The organism is Butyricimonas sp. (genome assembly GCF_019423355.1).
Taxonomy (GTDB): Bacteria; Bacteroidota; Bacteroidia; order Bacteroidales; family Marinifilaceae; genus Butyricimonas; species Butyricimonas faecihominis.
In genome coordinates, this window is record NZ_JAHZBP010000002.1 from 177,162 (window position 1) to 201,040 (window position 23,879).

The window sequence follows — 23,879 nt, forward strand, 5'->3', positions numbered from 1 at the left end:
ATATTATTCATACTTATATTATACCAACTCCCATTCAACTCCTATTCATTTCCTATTTAACTCCTATAAAAATAAGAAATGAATTATAATTTTATAATAATTATAAAATCAATATTACGTCATTACTATATCATATAATCAATTTATAATACACATACAAGTATTAAATCCCTACATCTACCCGGTGAATACCCACGAATTACAGGTCATAGACAAAAATATCATCCACGATCTCACTTGAAAAAAAGAAACGATGTTGATTCAGTGAGACACAATTGTCAATCAGGTGATAAAACCCTCATTTCACTTCCCCTTTCACAATCAACTGGATCCTTGGTTGACGGGGATCATTACAAAAGAGAGTGATAACTTTACGCTGTTTACCGTTTCGCCCGGCAGAGTGGAAGATGACATTCAAGTCCATTTCTTTGCCGGGAAGAAGGACACGCTGACTGGGGAGTACCGCGGTACAACCACAAGTGGTTTCTATTTTACGGATGATCAAGTTACGTTCCCCAACATTTTGAATTTTAAAAATCATCTTGGCCTCCTCTCCTTCCCGAAGAGTTCCAAAATCACGTTCCGTCGAGTCCACCATGAAATGAGGGGCTTGTGCTTTTTCTTCCTCGCTCCAATGTGCAAAATCCTCCCGTACAGGCACATCAATCATAAACCCGTAATCATAATTCACCTCCCCGTTTATCATGAAACGCATCACGTTATAATAATTACCTAACATGGACTCATTCTTTAAACGTAACGTCACGATTAACGTGTCACAAGTTCCGGGTTCCACGGTATATCCTCCCAAACTCCAATCCTGTTCGGAGTGTCCGATCTTCCGACAAGTGATTTCCGAAAAATGATTAAAACCTTCCAAACGAATCCCCGTTTTCGTGGGATTGTACACCAATACCGTGTCGGAACGCTCCTTACCAATATATACCTCACTCCACCCTGCCTTTTCCTTGCTGAAAAACAAATCTCCCGCCGGGTAAATACACTTTTTAGAAGGCTTGTCCGAAGAACAGGCTCCCAGTAAAAGAGTGATAATGAACCATCCAAATACTCTCATCTCTATCCAACTTTAGAAACCCAAAATTACTACTTTTATACTGGAAAATGGAAAATGCCCCATAGAAAATGAAAAAACGAAGGAAAGAGGCGGGATATAGATAAAAAAATCCTAATTTCGTGCCAATTTACATGACACAAAAATGCGTAATTACGATTATATCATTGTCGGGAGTGGTTTAGCGGGTCTTTACACGGCCTATCGTGCGTCTGCCTATGGGAAAGTTGCACTATTAACTAAATCAAACATCAGGGAAAGTAATTCTTATTTTGCCCAGGGAGGTATTGCAGCAGTCACCGGAGAAGATGACGCCCCGTTATTTCACTTTCAAGACACGATCACGGCAGGAAGAGGTCTATGTGACTATCCCGCGGTGAACGTACTGGTAAATGAAGGGCCTGCCCGCATACAGGAATTAATCAATGACGGCATGCACTTCGACACGGAAAACGGGGAGCTAGCCCTAGGGCTGGAAGGAGGCCATCATCAAAAACGAATTCTTCATGCCGGAGGTGATGCCACCGGAAGAATGATCACGAATTTCGTGATTGATAAAGTGGAGCATTGTCCTACCGTGGAAATATTCGATAATCATGCCGTCATCGCCCTATTACAGGATGAACACGGATGTTACGGTGTCAGATGCTGGGATTTTAACGAGAACCGGGAAGAGATCTTCACGGGACACAACGTGTTCTTGACTTCCGGAGGAACCTCGGCCATCTATAAACGAACCACCAATCCTCACACAACCATCGGAGATGGTTTGGCTTTAACCTATAATGCCGGATGCGAAATCGTGGACATGGAATTCATTCAATTCCATCCTTCCGCTATCTACACGCCTACCGGGGAGGCATATCTGGTGAGCGAAGCCGTACGCGGTGAAGGCGCACACCTACTGAACCAGCAAGGCGAACGCTTTATGGTGGGAAAACATGAACTGGCTGAACTTGCCCCGCGGGACATCGTGGCCCAGTCCATATTCCAACAAATGAAAGAACACCACGAGGACTACGTTTACTTGTCATTAAAACACCTTGATCCGGAAAAGATCAGAAAACGTTTCCCCAACATCTTCGAGAAATGTGCGGAATTAGGTATCGACATGACAGACCGTATTCCGGTTGCTCCTGCAGCACATTACACCGTGGGCGGGGTGAAAACGGATCTCACGGGACGTACCAATATCCCACACTTGTACGTGTGCGGAGAACTCGCCTCATCCGGTATCATGGGAGCCAACAGACTGGCGTCTAACTCACTGATCGAATGTTTGGTGTTCGGGAAACGTGCCGTGGAAGATTCCGTGCGTAACCGCCGGGAAGACCCGATTCCGGAAACCATGCCTTTATTCTCCCTAGATCGAGAGAAACTAGATGCCTACCTGTCTTTAAAAAACAAGGTAGCCGACATCATGACTCAAGAGGCCGGCATTATTCGCACGGAAAACGGATTGCAGGAAGGATTGGAAACCTTGCTCCGCTTGGAACAAACCGAAATATTCGAAGAGAACGAATACTATTCGCTGGTAAGTAAAAACTTACTTACCGTTGCCAAATTAATCATCCGTTCCGCCCTCTTCCGTAAAGAAAGCCGCGGCGGTCATTTCCGTTCCGACTACCCCACCCCGAATGATGACTATGTTTGCCATATCATTCAACAGAAGGGCAAAGAGATCAAAACAACACCGGTAATCCTGAACAATTGAAAATGGAAAATGGAGAATTGAAAATGAGAACTCCTCCGCCCTTCGGGCACCTCCTCTATAAACAGAGGAGGAGTTTAGTTACTCTTCAATCTCAAGATGGTATTTTTAACTCTCCCTCTGTTTATAGAGGGAGTACGGCGTAGCCGGGAGGGAGTTTAATCTAAAATCATAAATCAAGAAATTAGTTGAATTTAAAATCTAAAATTAATATATGTACGATTCGCTCATAGACAGACTCATCGACCTCGCGATTGAAGAAGACATCGCAACGGGAGATATTACGACCAACGCCATTATCCCGGTACACGCTAAAGCGGTTGCCGAAATGAAAGCAAAAGCCGACGGTGTTATTTCCGGACTGGAAATCGCAAAACAAGTATTTGAAAGATTTGAAAAAGATATAGTATGGGAACCTCTCGTTACTGACGGGACTGCCGTAAAGAAAGGGGATATCATCCTGCGCATCGAAGCCAGCTACCGCACGTTACTTTGTGGGGAGCGTCTATCATTGAATATCCTGCAACGGATGTCCGGTATTGCAACAGCTACTTCTCACTACATGAAAGAGCTGGCAGGAACACATACCCAACTACTGGACACCCGGAAAACAGCTCCCGGCTTGCGGGTACTGGACAAAATGGCCGTACACCACGGAGGAGGTTCCAATCACCGGATGGGACTTTACGACATGATCATGCTGAAAGACAACCATATCAAGATTGCCGGAGGTATTCCGAATGCCGTGAAAGCCGTGAAACAGAATCTTCCGTTAAGTATCAAGGTGGAAGTGGAAACCACAACATTAGAAGAGGTACAACAAGCCATTGACGCGGGTGCAGACATTATCATGCTCGACAACATGAGTAACGAAACTATGGCCGAAGCTGTGAGACTTATCGCGGGCAGGGCAAAGACAGAGGCATCCGGAAACATAAGTATCCCCCGTCTCCAAGGTGTTGCCGCTACCGGGGTTGATTACATCAGTGTCGGTGCCCTCACCCACTCGGTTACAGCTTTGGATATTAGCATGAACATTAAGATGAACTAAAAGATTAAAACTAAAAGATAAAAATTGAGGATTATAAAACTTACTTTCGTAAGTTTCAATCTAAAATCATTAAATCTAAAATTATTATATCTTTGAAGTCTCAAAAAACAAGGTTATGACGCAGACAGAGATTATCGACAGGATAAAACAACTTAAGAAAGAGAAAAACGCCATCATTTTGGCGCACTACTATACTCGTCCTGAAGTACAAGACATTGCAGACTATTTGGGTGACTCCCTAGGACTTTCTCAGATGGCCGGAACCACAGAAGCCAATATTATCGTCTTTTGCGGTGTGCATTTCATGGCAGAAACAGCATCCATCATCTCCCCCAATAAGAAAGTGCTGATCCCCGCGGAAGGAGCCGGTTGCTCTTTAGCCGAGGGAGTAACCGGGTATGACTTGAGAGAATGGAAAAAAGCAAACCCGGATGGTCTCATTGTCAGCTACGTGAACACCACGGCTGAAGTAAAGGCTTACACGGACTATTGCTGCACGTCTTCCAATGCCTTGAAAATAGTGCAAAGCCTGCCGAAAGACCAAAAGATACTTTTCGTTCCCGACAAGAATTTGGGTGCTTATATACAAAAAGTCACCGGAAGGGAAATGGAAATTTGGAGTGGAGACTGTTGCGTACATGACAAAATTGACACCCAGATGGTACTGGATAAATTGGAAGAATATCCCGATGCTGACGTGCTGATTCATCCCGAATCCAGTTGTTCGCACGACGACCGGATATTAAATCATCCCCGTGCCTTCATGTATTCCACGGCAGGAATCATCAAACATGCCAAGGAATCCCCGAAACAACGATTTATCATTGCCACGGAATTGGAAACCATCCATAAACTCCAAGCAGACAACCCGACCAAAGAATTCATCCCGATTCACCCGAAAACGGTATGCGGACAGATGAAGAAGGTTACTTTGGAAAAAGTACTCGAAGCCCTTGAAAAAGAACAATACGAAGTACGGCTCCCGGAAGACTTGAGAGAAAAGGCTTGGTTACCCATTCAACGTATGTTAGACCTTAGTTAAAAGGATTCAGTGATTGACGATTTAAAGATTAGGTGATGAACTTATAGGGAAAAATCACAGAATCAGGGATCAATAAATCACTCAATAAATAGAATCTAAAATTTAAAATCTAAAATTTAAAATCAAAATATGAACGTATCACTGAACTGGTTGAAAGACTATCTAAAGATCGACCAAAGCACTGAAGAGATTTGCAAAATTCTGACAAGTATCGGACTGGAAGTTGGCGGGTACGAAGAATTTGAGGCAATAAAAGGGGGATTAAAAGGATTGGTCATCGGTCATGTGTTGACTTGCGAGGCACATCCCGATTCGGACCATTTACACGTGACAACAGTTGATTTGGGAACGGGTGAACCGGAACAAATCGTCTGCGGGGCTCCTAACGTGGCTGCCGGCCAGAAAGTAGTCGTTGCCACTGTAGGAACAACCCTTTACAAAGGTGATGAAGAGTTCGTGATCAAGAAATCAAAAATACGGGGTGTAGCTTCTAATGGAATGATCTGCGCCGAAGACGAAATCGGAGTTGGAACCGATCATGCCGGAATCATGGTATTACCCGAAAATACCCCGGTTGGAATACCGGCCGCAGACTATTTCAATGTTTATCGGGACACGGTTATCGAAGTCGATATTACCCCGAACCGGATTGACGGTGCCTCACATCTCGGTGTAGCTCGTGATCTGGCCGCTTATTTACAACAGACACAAGATATTCACTATACTCTTCCCTCCGTGGAAACTTTCCAACCGGACAGTACGGATGCTAAAATCACCGTACGAGTAGAACGTCCCGAGGCCTGCCGTCGGTACGCCGGAATATGTATCGAAGGAGTAACCGTTAAACCGTCTCCTGAATGGTTACAAAACCGGATGAAAGCTATCGGATTACACCCGATCAACAACATCGTGGACGTGACCAACTACATTCTTTTCGGTCTGGGACAACCTTTACACTCTTTCGATAAAGACAAAGTAAAAGGAAACGAAGTCATCGTGAAAAGTGTTGCCAAAGGAACTAAATTCACAACTTTAGACGGCGTGGAAAGAGAATTGCATGAGGACGACTTGATGATCTGTAATACCGAGTCCCCCATGTGTATTGCCGGAGTATTCGGTGGACAGGAAAGCGGTATTTCGGACACGACAACAAACGTGTTCTTAGAAAGTGCTTGCTTTGACCCGGTATTCGTTCGTAAAACAGCTCGCCGTCATGGTTTGAACACGGATGCCTCTTTCCGTTATGAACGGGGAACAGACCCGAATATCGTGATCTACGCGCTGAAATTAGCCGCCATGATGATTAAAGAAGTTGCCGGAGGTAAGATTACTTGCGCTCCTATCGACATCTACCCGGAACCCGTGAAGGATTTCGAAGTGTCCATAAAATATGCTCACGTGGATCGATTGATCGGTAAAAAAATTGACCATGAGGTAATCAAAAACATCCTCCGTTCTCTTGAAATGAAAATTGTGGAAGAGTGCGAAGAGGGGCTTTTATTGAATGTCCCCCCCTACCGTGTTGACGTGCAAAGAGAAGCTGACGTGATCGAGGATATTCTTCGCATCTACGGTTTCAACAACGTGGAAGTACCTGCCAGCGTAAGATCCACGCTAAGCTATTCCGAAAAGCCGGATGACTTCCAGTTGAAAAACATCATCTCAGACCTATTAGCAGCAAACGGATTCTGTGAAGTAATGAACAATTCATTGACGAAAGCCAGCTATTACGAAGACTTCAAGTGTTTCGATCCCACGCAGACGGTAATGTTATTCAACCCGCTTAGTGCAGACTTGGGAGCTATGCGTCAATCCTTGCTCTTCGGCGGACTGGAAAACATTGCTTACAACATCAACCGGAAAAACAACAACTTGAAATTATTCGAGTTCGGTAAAGGCTATACCTTCAACAAAAAAGAAGGTATTGACAACCCGCAAAAACAATACAAAGAAGACAACTTGCTTTCTCTCTTCATCACGGGGAATAAGAACATGACCACCTGGAATGTCAAAGAAACGAAAACTGACTTCTTCTATTTGAAAGCGTATTGCGAAATGATATTAACCCGTCTAGGACTTCACCCCGATAACTTGAAAATTGATGCCACTGACAAGGACATCTTCCGGGAAGGGCTGACGTACAAAGCCGGGGATAAACATATCGTATCCATGGGTATCTTGAGTAAAGCCCCTCTGAAAAAAGCAGATGTTAATCAAGAAGTCTACTACGCTGAATTCTCGTGGGAAAACATTCTGAAAGCCATCAAAAACCTCAAGGTAACCTACACCCCGCTACCGAAATTTCCTTCTGTAAAACGGGATTTAGCCTTGTTGCTTGATAAGAAAGTCACTTTCAAGGAAATCAAAGAAACGGCGTTCCGTACAGAAAAATCATTACTGAAATCCGTCACGTTATTCGACGTGTACGAGGGAGAAAAACTCGGTGCAGACAAGAAGTCCTACGCCGTCAGTTTCACCCTTCTCGACGAAGAGAAGACCCTCACGGACAAACAGATCGACAAAATCATGAACAAGTTAATGGGTACCTACAAACACCTGTTCAACGCTGAAATCAGATAGTTACAAGTTTACAGGCTACAAGTTATCATTCCACTTGTAGCCTGCCTTTCAATTTTCCATTTTCAATTCTCAATTTTCAATTGTATGAAGTCCCTTCTCCCCTCCTTTATCCTTATTCTTCTATACTTCATTGCCGAAGAATTTTTTGGTCCGAAAATCGGTTTGATAGCCGTGATCGTATTAGGAGCCGGAGAGTTTTTCTATTCATGGATCAGGGAGAAACGTATCAACAAGATGACACTCTTCAACACCCTGTTCTTCATTGCCCTTGCGGCAATCAGCGTGTTGCTCGAAGGAACTTCTTTTGAAAGGATACAACAAACCATTGTAGAGGCAGCCATGTGTGTACTAATCGGGATCTTCGCATTCTCGAAAGTGGACATGACTCAGACATTGCCCGAATCATACCGCAAGACATTACAGGTCACCCCGGAACAGCAACAAGCCATGCACCGGATGCTACGCCTGCTATTTTACCTGCTCGTATTACATACAGTCCTAGCTTTCACTTCTGCCTTTATCTTTGACGAAGAAATACATCAATTTATAGAAGGACCTCTATTGTATATTCTGATTGTCCTGTTTTTTCTCACATTATTTGTTAAGAACAGACTACTTGCCAAAGCAGCCAGTCAGGACGAATGGTTACCTATCGTGAACGAGAAAGGCGAAGTCGTCGGTAAAGCTACCCGTAGAAGTTGTCATTCCGGCTCCATGCTCCTGCATCCCGTCGTGCATCTCCACCTTATCAACGAACAAGGGGACATTTACCTGCAAAAACGCAGCATGAAAAAGAACTTTCTTCCCGGAATGTGGGATACTGCCGTGGGTGGTCACGTCGCACTGGGAGAGAAAATAGAAGATGCCTTAAAACGGGAAACTTTCGAAGAACTGGGTATCACGAAATTCAAGGCCCGTTTCCTCGGTTCCTACGTGTGGGAGAGTTCCCGCGAACGAGAACTCGTATTCCCTTTTCTTTGTACCTCTCATGACGCCATTCACATCAATAACGACGAAGTAGACGAGGGACGCTTCTGGTCTCGTAAAGAGATCGAACAAAATGCAGATGCCAACATCTTCACCCCAAACTTTTTACACGAATACAATCGTCTGTTGAAAAAAATCAAATAGCCGATCAGCGTCCTAATTCCTGTAATTTGGTCTTCGCCCGATCCATACCTTGATCAGCCGCCTTGCGATACCATTTCACAGCCTCCTTGATATTCTTTGTCACGCCGTAACCATATTCATACAGTAATCCCACGTTAAACTCCCCATACATATTACCTTGTGCGGCAGCCTTACGATACCACTCCATTGCCTTACCATAATCTTGTGGAATCACCTCCCCACTATAATACAGGTTTCCAAGACTATTCTGGGCAGAATCAAATCCTTGGTTAGCCGATCTTTCGTACCATACTTTGGCCATAGACAGGTCTTTCGAAACACCCTTCGCATACTGATACATCCGTCCCAAATTATATTGAGCATACTTGTTTCCCTTATTTGCGGCATTCCGATACCACCTCACTGCCTCTGTAAAATTCTGGCCTACCCCGTTCCCATTCTCGTACAAGATAGCTAACTCATTCATAGCGGAAACATTCCCTTGATTAGCAGCCTTTGAAAGCCATTTAAACGCCTCTCTGTAATTCCGTGTTGTCCCCTTACCATTATTATACAACCATCCGACCATGTGTTGGGCATAGGCATCATCATAGTCAGCCACTACCAGATAATTTTTTAGAGCCTCCGTGTAATTTTGCTCGTTATAATATTTGGCCGCCCGACTAGAGTATTCTTTAAGTTCAGATTCTGAAAGAGCCGTTTCTACAACTGTTCCAAGAGTTTTCAGCTTCAATTTCTCTTTTGCCGATTCATACCCTTCATCCGCCGCTTTCCGATACCACCGGACAGCCTCACCCATATCTTTCGTCACTCCCTTTCCGAGTTCATACATTAATCCCATATTATAATAGGCAATCGAATAACCTTGTTCGGCAGCCTTACGAAACCACTTCACAGCCTCTGTCCCGTTCTCAGCAACACCAAGCCCTTCCGAATACATATACCCGATTCGATTCAACACTCCCCCTTTATTCCCAGATGCAGCCATTTTATAGTATTTCAAAGCCTCCGTGTAATTCTTCTTTTCATAATAATCATCCGCCAACTCCTCAAACTCCAAATAAGTAGTATTGTCTCCCGACAACAGCTCTAACCTTTTAGTGGCCTGTTCGAATCCTTGCTCTACAGCCTTCTCGTATAACACCTTGGCCATATCCTTACCAACTCCAACCCCAGTTTCATACATAACACCAAGATTAAACAAAGCTCTGCCATACTCCTGATCAACCGCTTTACGGTACCACTTCACGGCCTCAACTACATTCTCTTCAACACCCAATCCACACTGATACATATACCCTAAACTACATTGTCCCCTTGCACTTCCTAACTCTGCCGATTTCCGATAACATCTCACAGCCTCAATCACATCCTTGACAACCCCTTTCCCCTCTTCATAAAGAAGACCTAGGTTACAATATGCTTCATCATGATTCTGGTCCGCCGCCTTACGAAACCACTTTGCAGCCTCCGCATAATTTTGAGTAATCCCCTCACCATCCTTGTACATTAACCCCAAATTATTCTGCGCATAAAAATCACCGTTCAAAGCAGCCTTCCGATACCATTTCACCGCTTCCGCGTTATTCTCCGGCACACCTAATCCTAAATCATATAGCAATCCAACCATATTCTGAGCTTCCGTATTCCCAGCATCTGCTGCCAAGCGATAGTATTTCATCGCCTCCCCGTAATTCTCCTCGTCGTAATGCTTCCCCGCTTGTTTCATCCAGTTTTGTACTCGCTCATCATCCTGTATGACCACCCATCTTGCATGATTTTTACCTACATCATTTCCTGCCTCTCCGGCATATGAAACCGTGTTCACTCCCAGTAAGCACGACAACACACCTATCATACCTATTGTTCGATTTCCCATATCGTTCCAATTTTACACCTCTTTTTATATTTTCTCTTAATTTATAACCACGTAAACCTGCCCGGCCTGGTATTTAACCACCCGTACCACTTTTCCTCTCTCGATAAAAGCACCCGTGTCTGACACGGCATCATACACCTCATTTCCGATCATTACCTTCCCCGCCGGACGTAAATCTGTGAATGTAATCCCCACCTTACCGATCTCCTCCTTTACCGCCATATCCACACCCACGAAACCATCCTCCACTTTCTGTTCTGCGTGAAGAGCAAAATTCAATCGTCGGGAACCAAACAATTTTCGGCTCAACCAAATACTCCCGAATAGTGAAAGTAACGAACAACTCACCACGAAAAACAACGAGCGAATAATGGCACTTGTAAAATCCGGCAAGAAATCAAACGTGAAATCGTCAATCCCCGCCAATACCAGCGACGCCACCACGCAAACAATTCCCAGTACCCCGGTGACACCGAAACCCGGTATCACGAATATCTCCAGCAGCAACAGGATAATCCCCACCACAAACAGGATCATCTCCACGTAATTTGCCATCCCTTCCAAATACAACGGGGCAAAATACAACAAACACGCTGTTATCGCTGCTACCAAGGGGAAACCAACTCCCGGAGTCTGCAACTCGAAATAAATTCCTCCGATAATAATCATGATCAAAATCCCTTGTACGATCGGGCTGATCAGAAACCCTATAAACCGATCCATCGTCGTCGGTTTATACTCATGCAACTCGTAATTCGTAATTCCCTCTTTCTGTAACACTTCCACCACGCTCTCCGCAATTCCGTCACAGAACCCGTATTGTATCGCCTCATGCGGAGTAAACGTTACCACTTTCCCGCTATCCGTTACCCCCTCAACTACAACCCTCTCGTCCACCATAGCTTCGGCAATCCTCGGATCCCGTTTCCAACGAATCACCCTTTGCCCGTTCTCCATCACAGTATCCTTCCCGTGTGCCTGAGCCGTGGCCCGAATCATCGATCGCATATATGACTGGTACTTATCGGGCATGGCATCCCCCGTTTGGTTCACGACTGTTGCCGCACCTATATTCGCCCCCTCCCGCATATAAATACGGTCACAGGCAATAGAAATCAACGCCCCCGCAGAGGCTGCATTATTATCAATAAACACCCACACCGGTTTCGGGTAATTCAATATCAAGCTACGTAGAGAATCGGCATACACCACCATTCCCCCGTACGTGTTCATATGCACCAAAATAACATCTGCATTTTCGTCCGTGGCCCGGTCAAAAGACCTTTTCACCAGCCGCCATATACTAGGACCAATCTCGTCCTTAATATCCACCTTGTAAACCAGTTCCCGATTCTCCCCCGAATCATTTTTTTCCTCCCCGGCAAACATCTGCAGGCTTCCCATCAACAAAACCAAAACAATCAACCACTTTCTCATCATGCTATATCTTTCAATTTTTGAATATTTTCCTCCCCCAACTGTTCCTCTACCACCACCGTTCCCGCCACTACTGAAAGTAACGACACGAAACTGCAAACCACTATACTCCCCCACGGGATCATCAACGACAAGGCAAACACAGTCCCGATAGCCGTCACGCTTCCCGCATTATGTCGCATATAACGAACACTCTCCTTTACCCGGAAACGCTTTCTCTCCACGGCATAATCCATAAAAGCGAACCCGTAGAAATAAGCCCCCACTCCAAAGGTCAGTACAGGCATAACCAATCCAGCCAAAGGAATAAAAGAACCGAAAAACAACACAATCATCACGAGTAATTGCAGGATCATACAACGTAACGAAATTGCAATACCTCGTCCGATTTCCCAAACCAATTGCTTCAGGTTAAACGGGTACCCCCGTCCCGATACAATTGCCTCTGTCCGTTCCGAAAGCCACGAGTAAACGGGCGACATCACCACCATTACCACGTACCCCCCGAACGAAATAAATAGTATATAATACAGGAAACGGGTTAACAACTTTACCAAGAATCCGGCCACTCCCGACACCCATTCCAACCACGATATACCCTCGATCCACTCCGTCATTTTCGCCTCGATCACACCGGAAAGTCCGTCCCCCAAATACCCCACGGCATAATTACCGGCCACGAACAACACGATGACAATTACCACCGGGAAAAGCATAAAATACCACAACTTACTAGAAAACAACAAACTTATCGCCTTCCCGTATGCTCGTATTCCTCTCGAAAAATCTCGTGCAAAACCCATAAACAGTGCATTAAATTTCCTGTAAATTTAAACATTTTTTCGCAAACATCAAGGTAACGACGTTGCCTTAGAATTCTTTATAAACTTTACAGACCTTATGAACTTTACGAACTATTTTGTACTTTCGCGTGAGAAAGTAAATTCCTTGATTTAACAATAACGTGAAAAACAAATAACATATGCAAGCATTAACAGCAATTTCGCCGATTGACGGCAGATACAGGGATAAAGTAGATAGTCTGGCAAACTACTTTTCCGAGAGTGCCCTGATTCGTTACAGGGTAATGGTAGAGGTTGAATACTTCATCGCTCTCTGCGAGTTACCGTTACCGCAATTACGGGGATTCGACCATGCGCTGTTTGACAACTTGAAAGAAATATACCTAGACTTTACCGTCGAGGATGCCCAAAAGATCAAAGACATCGAGAAAGTAACCAACCACGACGTGAAAGCCGTGGAATACTTCATCAAGGAACGGTTCGACGCACTGAATCTCCACGAGTACAAAGAATTCATACACTTCGGGTTGACTTCACAAGACATCAACAACACGGCAGTACCCTGTTCTTTCCGTGATGCCATTCACGACGTTTACTACCCCGTGATTGACGAACTAATCGCCAAACTCGAAGAGCTGGCCGAAGAGTGGAAAGACGTACCCATGCTGGCAAAAACCCACGGGCAACCGGCATCCCCGACCCGATTGGGTAAAGAGATCCGTGTATTCGTCTATCGTCTGACCAAACAACTGGAACTACTGAAAAAAGTAGCTTGTTCCGGTAAATTCGGAGGTGCCACCGGGAACTTCAACGCCCATAACGTGGCTTACCCGGAGATTGACTGGACGGCATTTGCCAACAAGTTCCTTACCGAAAAACTGAAAATAGAACGGGAACAATACACCACCCAAATATCCAACTACGACAATTTTGCCGCCGTGTTCGACAACTTGCGCCGCATCAACAACATCGTGGTAGACTTGGATCGTGACTTCTGGACGTATATCTCCATGGCCTACTTCAAACAGAAAATCAAGGCCGGAGAAGTTGGCTCGTCAGCCATGCCCCACAAGGTAAACCCGATCGACTTCGAAAACTCGGAAGGTAACCTAGGGATTGCCAATGCCGTGCTTGACCACCTCAGCAATAAATTGCCAATCTCCCGTCTGCAACGTGACCTCACGGATTCCACCGTCTTACGTAACATCGGGGTACCCTTGGCCCACACGATCATCGCCTTCAAATCCACGCTGAAAGGATTAAATAAACTGATCATCAACAAACCGGCCATCGAGGCAGACCTAGAGGATAACTGGGCCGTGGTAGCCGAGGCGATCCAGACCATACTTCGCCGCGAAGCTTACCCCAACCCGTACGAGGCGTTAAAAGCCCTTACCCGTACCAACAGCAAGGTAACCCAAGCCTCCATCGCCGAGTTCATCGACACCCTTGACGTATCTGCCGAGCTGAAAGAACAACTCAAACAAATCAGCCCGTCAAACTACACGGGAAAACTATAAAACAATTGAAAATTGAAAATGGAGAATTGAAAATGTATTCTATTCTCATTTTCAATTTTCAACTTTCAATTTTCAATTATTATGCGTGATTTCATACAAATTTTGAAGAGGTTCATCCCTCCTTACAAATCCAGACTCGGAAAAAACATCTTCTACAATATTCTTTCCGCCGCATTCGGTTCTGTTTCGTTCGTGTTACTCGTACCCGTGCTAAACATCCTTTTCAACGTGACAGAAGAAGTAACAGAACTCGTTCCCTTCGAACTAAACAAGGAGAGCTTGATGACGAACTTCAACTATTATGTCACGCTATCAAAACAACATTTTTCCGCATCGACCACCTTACTATTTGCCGGTGGTTTCTTCGTACTGGCCGCATTATTCAAAACGGGATTCTCCTATCTCGCCTCCTACGAGATCGTGTTTATCCGGAATGGTGTCGTGCGGGATATTCGTCGGAAAATATACCAAAAGATATTATCACTCCCCCTTCCTTTCTTTTCTGAAGAACGCAAGGGTGACATTATCGCCCGTACCACGGGTGACGTGCAAGAAGTAGAGAACTCCATCATGAACTCGTTGGAAATGTTCTTCCAGAACCCCATCATCATCCTGATCTACCTCTCCGGAATGATCTTCATGAGCTGGCAACTAACCCTGTTCGTGCTGGTACTACTGCCCATCATGGGAACCTTGATCGGTAAGGTGGGAAAGACTTTGAAAAAGCGCTCCAAGGAAGGGCAGGACAAGATGGGCGAAATCCTGTCCAACATCGAGGAAACCCTTTCCGGCCTCCGCGTGATCAAGGCATTCAACGCCGAAGATAAAATGGATAAACTCTTCACCTCGCATAATGAACAGTATCGCCAGATCATGAACCGTCTGATGTGGCGTCGTTCACTCGCTCACCCCATGAGTGAATTCCTTGGAACCATCGTCGTGGTAATCGTCGTGTGGTTCGGAGGCCTTCTTATTCTCGGGCAGACACCTCTCATGGATGCCTCAAGTTTTATCGCCTACATCGCCCTCTTCTACTCGATCATCAACCCGGCAAAACAATTCTCCACGGCATTATACAGCATCCAGAAAGGAGCCGCCGCCATGGACCGTATCGACCAGATACTAAATGCCGAATCAACCATACTGGAACCCGAACAACCGAAACCGTTAAACGGGTTCAATAAAGAGATCGAGTACCGCAACGTGAGTTTCGCTTACCGTCCGGATCGCATCGTCCTAAAGGACGTGAATGTCAAAATAGGAAAAGGACAGACCGTTGCCCTCGTCGGACAATCCGGCTCTGGGAAAAGTACCTTTGTCGATCTCCTGCCTCGTTTCTACGACGTGATCAAGGGGGAAATCCTAATCGACGGCATCAACATCAAGGACGTGTCGCTACACGGCTTACGTGAACTCATGGGGAACGTGAACCAAGACCCGATCCTCTTTAACGATACTATCTTTAATAACATCGCCTTCGGCGTCGAATCGGCCACTCGGGAAGAGGTCGAACGGGCTGCCCGGATCGCCAATGCCCACGAGTTCATCATGCAAACCGAAAAAGGATACGACACCTGTATCGGGGACCGCGGGGGCAAGTTAAGCGGTGGACAACGCCAACGCTTGAGCATCGCCCGGGCCGTGTTGAAAAACCCGCCCATCATGATCCTCGACGAGGCGACCTCCGCACTGGACACCGAGTCGGAAAAGCTCGTGCAGGAGGCCCTCGATAACCTGATGAAAAACCGCACCTCCATCGTCGTGGCCCATCGTCTTTCAACGATCCGCAACGCCGACATGATCTGCGTCTTCCACGAGGGTAAAATCGTGGAACGGGGACGCCACGAAGAACTATTGGCTCTGGATGGCATCTACACGAAATTATACAACATGCAAAACTTCTGATCATGAGTATTGAATCCAAAGTCCTCGGCCAACAAGTTGCCTACCCGACCGATTATTGCCCGTCAATTCTCGTTCCGGTCCCGCGTAGCCTGAACCGGGAAATTTACGATATTCATACCCCGGAAGAATTGTTCCTAGGATTCGACACTTGGCACGCCTACGAGGCCGGATTCTTGGCCCGAAACGGCTTACCCGTATGCGGCGTTCTAAAACTAGTATACCCGGCCAACAGCCCATGTATCGTGGAAAGTAAATCGCTGAAACTATACTTGAATTCCTTAAACATGACCCGCCTCGGGGAAGACATTCCATCGGGCATAGAAACATACCTCCAAACCGTGAAATCGGACCTCGAACAAATACTGCAAACCTGTGTAGAAGCCACATTTTTCCGTCAAGCCCCCGAAAAAACGTATTTCGATTTTCAAGATTACACGCTGTTGGAAGCCATACCCGGTATCGAACGGGAAACCTTCACCGAGTACAATGAAAACCCGGCATTACTGGAAAACCGGACAACCGGAAGAGGGGAAATCAAGGTATGCAGCCACCTGTTACGGAGTAACTGCAAGATCACGAAACAACCCGATTGGGGTAGCATCTACATCCACATACAAGCCGACTGCCTACCGGATCATGCCTCCCTCTTGAAATACATCGTCTCCCTGCGAAACGAGAACCATTTCCACGAAGAAATATGTGAAATGACCTACAAACGCTTGTGGGACCTCTTCCACCCGGAGATTCTTGCGGTATCCTGTATCTACACCCGTCGTGGGGGCATCGACATCTGTCCCTCCCGGGCCAACCAAGCGGAATACCTCCCAGAACACCTCCAAGCCCCGGAAACATTAACCCGGAAATTATTAAGACAATAGCAAAAGGACTGCCTAAACGATATTTAGACAGTCCCTGCAACCAGTCCCCACTTTACGGGTCTGACAACCACTTTACACTATCATTTTTTGATTCGTTAAACGAAGGTTTATAGAGATCGTCCAAAACGACTTTTAGAAAGCCATGTGCAAAGAACAATTACTATCGTTTAACCATTGATTACAAACATATTAAACCTTATGACAACTTTTTTGGTAATTAAAAGAAAATAACTACATTTGTAATATCAAAAAAGGTTCGTTAAATAATACTCGAAACAAGTCCTAGTTTCGTACCTAAATCACACCTTCCGAGCCTCAAAATCAGTCATATTAATTATTCCCGTTGACTTACAAGCAACAATACGGTATTAAATAAAAAGACCGCACCTGAATATTCAAAGTACGGTCTTTTCAATAAAACTCATCCATCTCACGTCATGAAACTTACGAGTTTCTATATTCTACGATAAACACCTAGAATTTCCAACCGGCTGATAACTGGAACACCCGGTTCTGGTTATTACCACCGAATTTATCTTTCTCGATCACGTTCGTCAACCCCAAATTGTAACGGGCAGAAACCACCAATCCCATATTAAAATCGTAAGACAATCCCATGGCAAAACTCAAATCCACCGTGTTCAAATGATCAATATCCGTTTTTACTTCCGTACCACCGGATTTCGTTTTACTCTTACCATTCAAGGCAAAACCCAGTTGCGGCCCGAGATCAACGCTAACCCCTTCCCAAACATAAAATTTAGCCAAAACAGGAATATTCAAATAATTCACGCGGGCCCATGTCTTCACACCCCCGGACTTTCCTTTATCTCCTTGACGAGAATAGATCAACTCCGTCTGCAAACCGAAAAGATCATTAAATTTAAACTCGGCAAAAGCTCCCAGATGGAAACTAAACTTACTCTTGTTCAAACCGTCACTGATACTTGCCACGTTAAACCCGAACTTCGGACCAAAATAAAATTCCGTCCCGGTTAAACCTTCCACCTTGTTTTTAAACGACGTTTGGGCCTGCACGCTACCTAACATGACCATGGCAAGCACCACTAATAAAAACTTTTTCATTCCACTAAATTTAAGGTTAATATGGTAGAACTGAAAAACTCGTTTTTCAGTTCGGTTACAAGTTAACAAGTTACAAGTTACAGGTTCAACTACCCTGCACACGCCATAACTGTTAACATCAATAAATATTTGCAACAAAAAACAGGCCAAAGGGATGAACTAAAAAACAACTTTTTCAATTCGCTTACAAATTAACAGGTTACAAGTTGAGACCCAAATATTCAAATCCCCGAAACCTGTAACCTGCCAACCTGTAACCTGCAACTTATCAAGTAACGTCCCGTTACTTGATAATCTTCCCATACGTCCCGTCATGCAATGCCTTCACGGCAGCTTTCAGTATCTTGTTCTCCTCGTTAGAGATTCGGTACAACTCGTTCATATTCCAAAGATCACGGGCGATTAGTGACTTCACGAACAACTTGATTTCCGGCACGATCGGGGTGAAAAGTTTCTCGTCCTTCTTCACGCCTTGCTTCTCGCCGTTTTTCACGATCTCATCAATCATATCACTTGTTACCTGAAAATTCTTCTGGAACATCTCGAACTTCGGGTATTTCTTTTTAAGCGATTCCCGGTTCTTATCCACGTAATTCAACACATATTCATTGATCACGCCCTTTGCCAGCAAACGATTAAAGTAGCTGTAATTGATCCCCGTGTCAATCGGTACAAACACGTCGGGAATAATACCACCCCCACCGTAAACCAGACGATGATCCTTCTTCGTGTAATATTTCGTGGAATCCGTCAACTCGATACTATCGGCACTAAACATCTCTCCATTGTTATATCGTTCGAACACTTCGGCCTGATAATCCTTCCCCTTGTAAGGTTTCTGGATGCACCGCCCCGACGGCGTGAAGTAATGCGACACCGTCAGACGAACCATTGAACCGTCCGTCAACGGGAATTGCCGTTGCACAAGTCCCTTACCGAAAGAACGACGTCCCACGATCAACCCGCGGTCCCAATCCTGCACCGCTCCCGACACGATCTCGCTGGCTGAGGCCGAGTTCCCGTCAATCAACACGACTACCCGGCCGTCTTGGAACAACCCGGCCGGTGTGGACGACTCGCCCATGCGCCCGAAAGCGGGACTATCCGTGTACACGATCAACTTCTCCCCGTCAAGCAAATGATCGGCCAAACCGATAGCGGCACCCATGTAACCGCCCCCGTTTCCTTGCAGGTCGATAATCAGGTCTTTCATACCCTGCGCTTTCAATTCGGTCACGGCTTTCTCGAACTCTTCCACCGTGGTTGCGGCAAAACGGGCAATCTTGATATACCCGATATTCTTATCGATCATGTAAGAGGCATCAACGCTATAAATCGGAATCATGTCACGTGTGATATTGAAATCAATGATCTCACCGCCTCTCTTCACTTTCACCTTCACGATAGACCCTTTCTCGCCTTTCAACCGTTTCCGCACGTCCGTGTTGCTAATCCCGATCCCGGTGATATTCTCCCCGTCAACGGCAATAATCCGGTCTCCGGCCAGCAAGCCCACCTTCTCGGAGGGTCCCCCGGCAACCACATCCACAACCAGCAACGTATCGTTAAGCACGTTAAACTGAATACCGATCCCGAAAAAGCCCCCGTCCAGAGGTTCATTCGCCTCCTCAACCTCTTCTTTGGAAATATACACGGAATGCGGGTCAAGATCCGCCAGCACCTTCACGATGGCATCTTCCGTCAATTTCTTCAGGTTCACGGTATCCACGTAAGCGGCATCAATCATTTGCATTAATCGCTGGTACTTAATCGCTTGTTCCTGCACCTCACGGGGTTTCCGTTGCGCATCAGCATTTTCCCAGCTCAAACAGGCGATTAGCAATGCAACCGCCGATAGTAATACTCTTTTCATACTTTATTATATACTTTATGTTCTTCCTATTCTACGTGTAATTTGCACAAATGTAACAAACAGAAAGCATTAAATGTCCTAACAGACTCTTAAATTATTTATTTTTCCAACTCGATCAATTCAAGGTTTTCAATCCGTTCCCCGTTAATCTCGAAACGGGCCGCAGTCCGTACCGTGTGGAACCCGAATTTCCCGGCTGCCCCCGGATTGATATGCAAGCATCCCAATGCCTGATCATACTTCACTTTCGCAATATGCGAGTGACCGCACACGAAGAGCTGTGGGCGTTCCCGCCGCAACGTCTCCGCGATCTTCCGGTCATAATGCCCCGGGTAACCTCCGATATGAGTGATGACCACTTTCACGTTCTCGCAATAAAACACCTCTTTTTCCGGGAATATCCGGCGTAATATCCCCCCGTCAATATTCCCGTACACGGCGTGTAACGTGAACCGTTTCGCCAGTGCATCCGTAATCGCCACGTCCCCAATGTCCCCGCAATGCCACACTTCGTTACAATCCTTGAAAAACTCCACGATCTTCGGGTCCAACCACCCGTGAGTATCTGATAACAAACCGACCTTTACCATTTTAGATTTTAAATTTTAGATTCAACTAATTTCTTGATTTATGATTTTAGATTAAACTCCCTCCCGGCTACGCCGTACTCCCTCTATAAACAGAGGGAGAGTTAAAAATACCATCTTGAGATTGAAGAGTAACTAAACTCCTCCTCTGTTTATAGAGGAGGTGCCCGGAGGGCGGAGGAGTTCTCATTTTCAATTCTCCATTTTCAATTTTCAATTATCACCACGCTCCCCCTCTCTACCGTGTTCTCCACGAATAAGCACGCCGGAACCTCCTGCTGCATTTCCTCGACATGAGAGATCAGCCCGACCACCCGGTTCTCGGCCCGCAAGGATTTCAAGGTTTCGAAGACGACACTCAACGACTCCCGGTCCAGCGAGCCGAACCCCTCATCCAAAAAGAAAAAGTTCTGGCTACTCCCTGTCAGATGGCGGATATTATCCGTCAATGCCAGTGCCAGAGACAACGAGGCTTGGAACACCTGTCCCCCGGAAAGCGTGCGGGCGCTCCTCACCCGCCCCTCGTTCATGAAATCACGTACCACGAAATCATTTTCCTCGCTCAACTCCAGTTTCAAGCGCTGGCGGGTCATCCGGTAAAAACGCTCGTTCGCCGCGTTACAGAGATTCTGCAAGTAAATCGACGAAACGAACTTCACGAAATCATTCCCCCGGAACAACCCCTTCAACATCTGCAAATTCGTCAACCGTAACTCCAAACCTTCCAACTCCCGCCCGATCTTCTCCCGGGCCACCACACGGGTTTCCATATCCTTGATCTGGTTCCCTAAAGCTCCCTGTTCTGCCAGCATTTCCCGTTCCCGTACCAACGCGGCCTCCACCCGTTGACATAGCGCAACGTGTTCTTCCTCGTTATAAGACACCCCGGCAAGCAACACCTCCAACTCCGCTTTCCGAACCTGCACGGCGTGAACCTGCTCCCGGTAACGGTTAGTCTCTCCCCGCACCCCGGGCAAATCCAGCTTAGCGGCCAGCACCTCCCGAAGCGCAGCCAGATCGGGATAAGCCGAATCTTTCAACAAACGATTCAGTTCCTGTACTTCCTCTTCCAATTCCTGCTGCAAACGGGTCACCTCCTTACTTTTTTCCTCCACGCTCCCTTCCCACTTCCGGAAGTCCGCCTCGATCACCTGCAACCGAGCGGCATCCCGTTGATAATCCCGCCCGACCTGATCGAAACGCTGCCTACATCCTTCCAGCTCCTTACCGACTTCCGTGTCGGGCAACCCCTCGTACTCCTTCCCATCGAACCCCGCCTGCTGCTCCCGCAACAACCCGGCCTGTGAATCCCGCTGCACGATCTCCCGGCTGATCTCGTCAAGACGGGCGACGTACTTTTCAAGATTCACTCGTTTCTGCTCGATGCTCTTCTCCGTGTTCCCGCGTACCATCTCCCGCTCCCCTTTCTCCTTATTCAAAAGCGCCACCCGGTTCATCTCATCTGTCAAGTACTGCATATTATCGGGCGTAAACCCTTCCCACGCGAAACGGGTCAGATGCTCCCGTAACCGTTCCCGCACAACAGCCTGCTGTCGGATGATTTGTTCTTTCCGTTCCCCTGCCGATCGCAACCGTTCCCCGATCACGGCCAGACGGGACATCATCCGTTCCAACATCTTCCCTTCTTCCTCCAAGCCCGCGACACGGTCGGCCTTCTCCTTCAACTCCCCCTCGACTTCCGTGACGTGCAAGGGTGCGGGATGCGACAAGGCCCCGCAAAGGGGACAAGGTTCACCCTCCGACAACTCCCTTGCGAAATCTACCAATCGCTGGCGGGTACTTAAATGTAACCACTCCTCCCGCATCTTCTGCACGGTGGCGGCAAGTTGTTCCTGCCTCTCCCGGCAAGCCTCCTGCAACGCCTCGCGTGTCATGGCCTGTAACGTCCCGAATGCGGGATTCTGCTCCTGCACCATCCGCACCTCCCCTTCCTCCCGGGCGATTTCCTTATCCACCCCGGCTAACTCTTCCTGCCAACGGGTCAACTCTTCCCGGAGATGCTGTTGTATATTATACCATTCCCGAATGTCCGATAATATCTTCATATCGGGAATCGACTGGTTTAACTGCTCTAACCTCTCTTTCTGTTCTCGTAACTGCTCCTGCAACACCTCGATCTCCCGCCTCGTCGCCACCACGATTTCTTCACCCTTGCGGTGTCGCTCCTTCAATTCATCCTGCTCCTTGCTTATCGCACGTAAATGCAGCAACCGTTCCAATTGTCCGGCACGCTCTTTCAACACATCCCGTCCCTCGTACGCCTGTTTCAATTGAGAGAATTGCCCGGAGAAACGGGTAAGCTCGGCCTGTTTAGCGGTCAGTTGCTCCCGGTAACCGGACAACACCCGTGCAGACTCTGCCAACCGCCGCTCCGTCTCGTCGTGGCGGCTCAACGGTTGCTGGAACTGTTGCAAACATCGCTCGTACTCGTCCACGCGAGCCTGCAAACCCGCCATCGCCTCCCGTCGTTCCAACAGCTTTCGTTCCTCTTCCTGTCGTGCCACTCGCTCGTCGGTGAGTTGTTTCACTTTCTTCCCCCTCTCCACTTGCTCCTGCCCCTCGTGAATCTCTTTTTTCACCCCGGCAATCTCTTCCTGCAAGGCCGCGTAACGCTGTTTCCGCTCGGCCAACTGTTCTCCGTTCACCTCACCCAATCCCGTGAGTTGTCCCCGCAAATCGATCACCTGCCGGGTCGTCTCCCCCTCCAAGTAAGCCACTCGCCCACCCAGATCGTAGCGCCGGAGTTCCCCGAAAAGCTCCATCATCATATCGGTACGCTCCTTGTCCCGCAACATCAGGAACTCCTGAAACTTCCCCTGCGGGATAATCACCACCCGCTTGAAATTCTGTGCCGTCAGCCCGATCGCCCCGACCACTTCTTCCCGCGTACAGGGCAACCACTCGTCGCCCTCCCACACGTGGTAAAGGTATTTCGGAGAACTCACGTCAGCGAACCTCTTCTTGTTCCGCCTGCACTCCACCGTCGCCCGGTACAATCGTCCGTCCTCTCCCGCCCGGAACTCGAAGTCCACGAACAGACGGTCGGATTGCAGGTTCATCACGTTATATTTCACGTCATTATTCAAACGGTCAATCGTACCGTAAATGGCATAGATCATCGCCTCCAATATCGTCGATTTTCCGCTCCCCACCGGACCGAATATCCCGAACAACCGGGCCTCCGTCAAGCGGGTAAAATCTATCGTCTGGCGCTCCCGGTAGGAGTAAATGCCTTCAAGGGTTAATTTAACGGGCAACATAGGAAATTGAAAATTGAAAATGATAGAACCTGTAACTTACCGA

At 46.8% G+C, this 23,879-nt stretch carries 16 protein-coding genes; 8 read left to right on the forward strand and 8 right to left on the reverse strand.

Annotation, left to right across the window (positions count from 1 at the left end; genetic code table 11):
- Window positions 1-298: 298 nt before the first annotated feature.
- Window positions 299-1,075 (reverse strand): DUF1573 domain-containing protein, encoded by a 777-nt coding sequence (locus QVC79_RS03380; protein WP_270593779.1) that lies wholly within the window; start codon window positions 1,073-1,075, stop codon window positions 299-301.
- Between the two features lie 142 nt (window positions 1,076-1,217).
- Between QVC79_RS03380 and nadB the strand changes: the two genes are divergently transcribed.
- The 5 genes from nadB (at window position 1,218) to QVC79_RS03405 (ending at window position 8,587) form a co-directional block, all read left to right on the forward strand.
- Window positions 1,218-2,786 (forward strand): L-aspartate oxidase, encoded by a 1,569-nt coding sequence (gene nadB, locus QVC79_RS03385; RefSeq protein WP_270593777.1) that lies wholly within the window; start codon window positions 1,218-1,220, stop codon window positions 2,784-2,786.
- 211 nt (window positions 2,787-2,997) lie between these two features.
- Complete coding sequence (gene nadC, locus QVC79_RS03390; protein ID WP_270593776.1) at window positions 2,998-3,834, forward strand: carboxylating nicotinate-nucleotide diphosphorylase; 837 nt, start codon at window positions 2,998-3,000, stop codon at window positions 3,832-3,834.
- Window positions 3,835-3,949: 115 nt separating this feature from the next.
- Entirely contained in the window at window positions 3,950-4,876 is a 927-nt protein-coding gene (nadA, locus tag QVC79_RS03395) for a quinolinate synthase NadA (RefSeq protein WP_270593774.1), read from the forward strand.
- Window positions 4,877-5,005: 129 nt separating this feature from the next.
- Complete coding sequence (pheT, locus tag QVC79_RS03400; RefSeq protein ID WP_270593773.1) at window positions 5,006-7,456, forward strand: phenylalanine--tRNA ligase subunit beta; 2,451 nt, start codon at window positions 5,006-5,008, stop codon at window positions 7,454-7,456.
- 579 nt (window positions 7,457-8,035) lie between these two features.
- Window positions 8,036-8,587: an NUDIX hydrolase gene (locus QVC79_RS03405; RefSeq protein WP_270594163.1), complete on the forward strand. Its 552-nt coding sequence runs from the start codon at window positions 8,036-8,038 to the stop codon at window positions 8,585-8,587.
- A 4-nt stretch (window positions 8,588-8,591) separates the two neighbouring features.
- On the opposite strand, the gene QVC79_RS03410 is transcribed toward QVC79_RS03405, so the two are convergent.
- Genes QVC79_RS03410 through QVC79_RS03420 form a run of 3 tightly spaced genes read right to left on the reverse strand, consistent with a single transcriptional unit; the run spans window position 8,592 to window position 12,706 of the window.
- Complete coding sequence (locus tag QVC79_RS03410; RefSeq protein ID WP_270593771.1) at window positions 8,592-10,466, reverse strand: SEL1-like repeat protein; 1,875 nt, start codon at window positions 10,464-10,466, stop codon at window positions 8,592-8,594.
- Window positions 10,467-10,502: 36 nt separating this feature from the next.
- Entirely contained in the window at window positions 10,503-11,903 is a 1,401-nt protein-coding gene (locus tag QVC79_RS03415; RefSeq protein ID WP_270594162.1) for an NfeD family protein, read from the reverse strand.
- Window positions 11,903-12,706: an EI24 domain-containing protein gene (locus QVC79_RS03420; RefSeq protein ID WP_270593770.1), complete on the reverse strand. Its 804-nt coding sequence runs from the start codon at window positions 12,704-12,706 to the stop codon at window positions 11,903-11,905. Before QVC79_RS03420 ends, QVC79_RS03415 begins: the two co-directional genes overlap by 1 nt.
- A 179-nt stretch (window positions 12,707-12,885) precedes the next feature.
- On the opposite strand from QVC79_RS03420, the gene purB reads away from it, so the two are divergent.
- The 3 genes from purB (at window position 12,886) to QVC79_RS03435 (ending at window position 17,009) form a co-directional block, all read left to right on the forward strand.
- On the forward strand, window positions 12,886-14,226 hold the full coding sequence (purB, locus tag QVC79_RS03425; RefSeq protein WP_270593768.1) for an adenylosuccinate lyase: 1,341 nt from the start codon (window positions 12,886-12,888) through the stop codon (window positions 14,224-14,226).
- 81 nt (window positions 14,227-14,307) lie between these two features.
- On the forward strand, window positions 14,308-16,131 hold the full coding sequence (locus QVC79_RS03430; RefSeq protein ID WP_270593767.1) for an ABC transporter ATP-binding protein: 1,824 nt from the start codon (window positions 14,308-14,310) through the stop codon (window positions 16,129-16,131).
- Between the two features lie 2 nt (window positions 16,132-16,133).
- Window positions 16,134-17,009 (forward strand): NADPH-dependent 7-cyano-7-deazaguanine reductase QueF, encoded by an 876-nt coding sequence (locus QVC79_RS03435; RefSeq protein WP_270593765.1) that lies wholly within the window; start codon window positions 16,134-16,136, stop codon window positions 17,007-17,009.
- A 474-nt stretch (window positions 17,010-17,483) separates the two neighbouring features.
- On the opposite strand, the gene QVC79_RS03440 is transcribed toward QVC79_RS03435, so the two are convergent.
- From QVC79_RS03440 to QVC79_RS03455, 4 genes are all read right to left on the reverse strand, one after another.
- Window positions 17,484-18,095, reverse strand: coding sequence for a porin family protein (locus tag QVC79_RS03440; RefSeq protein WP_027202671.1), 612 nt, complete (start codon window positions 18,093-18,095; stop codon window positions 17,484-17,486).
- A 283-nt stretch (window positions 18,096-18,378) separates the two neighbouring features.
- Window positions 18,379-19,968, reverse strand: a complete 1,590-nt coding sequence (locus QVC79_RS03445) for a S41 family peptidase (protein ID WP_270593764.1) — start codon at window positions 19,966-19,968, stop codon at window positions 18,379-18,381.
- 98 nt (window positions 19,969-20,066) lie between these two features.
- Window positions 20,067-20,558: a metallophosphoesterase family protein gene (locus QVC79_RS03450; protein WP_087419982.1), complete on the reverse strand. Its 492-nt coding sequence runs from the start codon at window positions 20,556-20,558 to the stop codon at window positions 20,067-20,069.
- Between the two features lie 203 nt (window positions 20,559-20,761).
- A complete protein-coding gene (locus tag QVC79_RS03455; RefSeq protein ID WP_270593763.1) occupies window positions 20,762-23,836 on the reverse strand; it encodes an AAA family ATPase in 3,075 nt (1,024 codons plus the stop codon).
- Between the last annotated feature and the right edge of the window lie 43 nt (window positions 23,837-23,879).

Coding starts and splice junctions, on each gene's coding strand:
- QVC79_RS03445 (WP_270593764.1), bottom strand. CDS start 19,968: ATGAAAAGAGTATTACTATCGGCGGTTGCATTGCTAATCGCCTGTTTG.
- QVC79_RS03455 (WP_270593763.1), bottom strand. CDS start 23,836: ATGTTGCCCGTTAAATTAACCCTTGAAGGCATTTACTCCTACCGGGAG.
- QVC79_RS03430 (WP_270593767.1), top strand. CDS start 14,308: ATGCGTGATTTCATACAAATTTTGAAGAGGTTCATCCCTCCTTACAAA.
- QVC79_RS03410 (WP_270593771.1), bottom strand. CDS start 10,466: ATGGGAAATCGAACAATAGGTATGATAGGTGTGTTGTCGTGCTTACTG.
- QVC79_RS03440 (WP_027202671.1), bottom strand. CDS start 18,095: ATGAAAAAGTTTTTATTAGTGGTGCTTGCCATGGTCATGTTAGGTAGC.
- QVC79_RS03435 (WP_270593765.1), top strand. CDS start 16,134: ATGAGTATTGAATCCAAAGTCCTCGGCCAACAAGTTGCCTACCCGACC.
- purB (WP_270593768.1), top strand. CDS start 12,886: ATGCAAGCATTAACAGCAATTTCGCCGATTGACGGCAGATACAGGGAT.
- nadA (WP_270593774.1), top strand. CDS start 3,950: ATGACGCAGACAGAGATTATCGACAGGATAAAACAACTTAAGAAAGAG.
- QVC79_RS03380 (WP_270593779.1), bottom strand. CDS start 1,075: ATGAGAGTATTTGGATGGTTCATTATCACTCTTTTACTGGGAGCCTGT.
- nadB (WP_270593777.1), top strand. CDS start 1,218: ATGCGTAATTACGATTATATCATTGTCGGGAGTGGTTTAGCGGGTCTT.
- pheT (WP_270593773.1), top strand. CDS start 5,006: ATGAACGTATCACTGAACTGGTTGAAAGACTATCTAAAGATCGACCAA.
- nadC (WP_270593776.1), top strand. CDS start 2,998: ATGTACGATTCGCTCATAGACAGACTCATCGACCTCGCGATTGAAGAA.
- QVC79_RS03415 (WP_270594162.1), bottom strand. CDS start 11,903: ATGAGAAAGTGGTTGATTGTTTTGGTTTTGTTGATGGGAAGCCTGCAG.
- QVC79_RS03450 (WP_087419982.1), bottom strand. CDS start 20,558: ATGGTAAAGGTCGGTTTGTTATCAGATACTCACGGGTGGTTGGACCCG.
- QVC79_RS03420 (WP_270593770.1), bottom strand. CDS start 12,706: ATGGGTTTTGCACGAGATTTTTCGAGAGGAATACGAGCATACGGGAAG.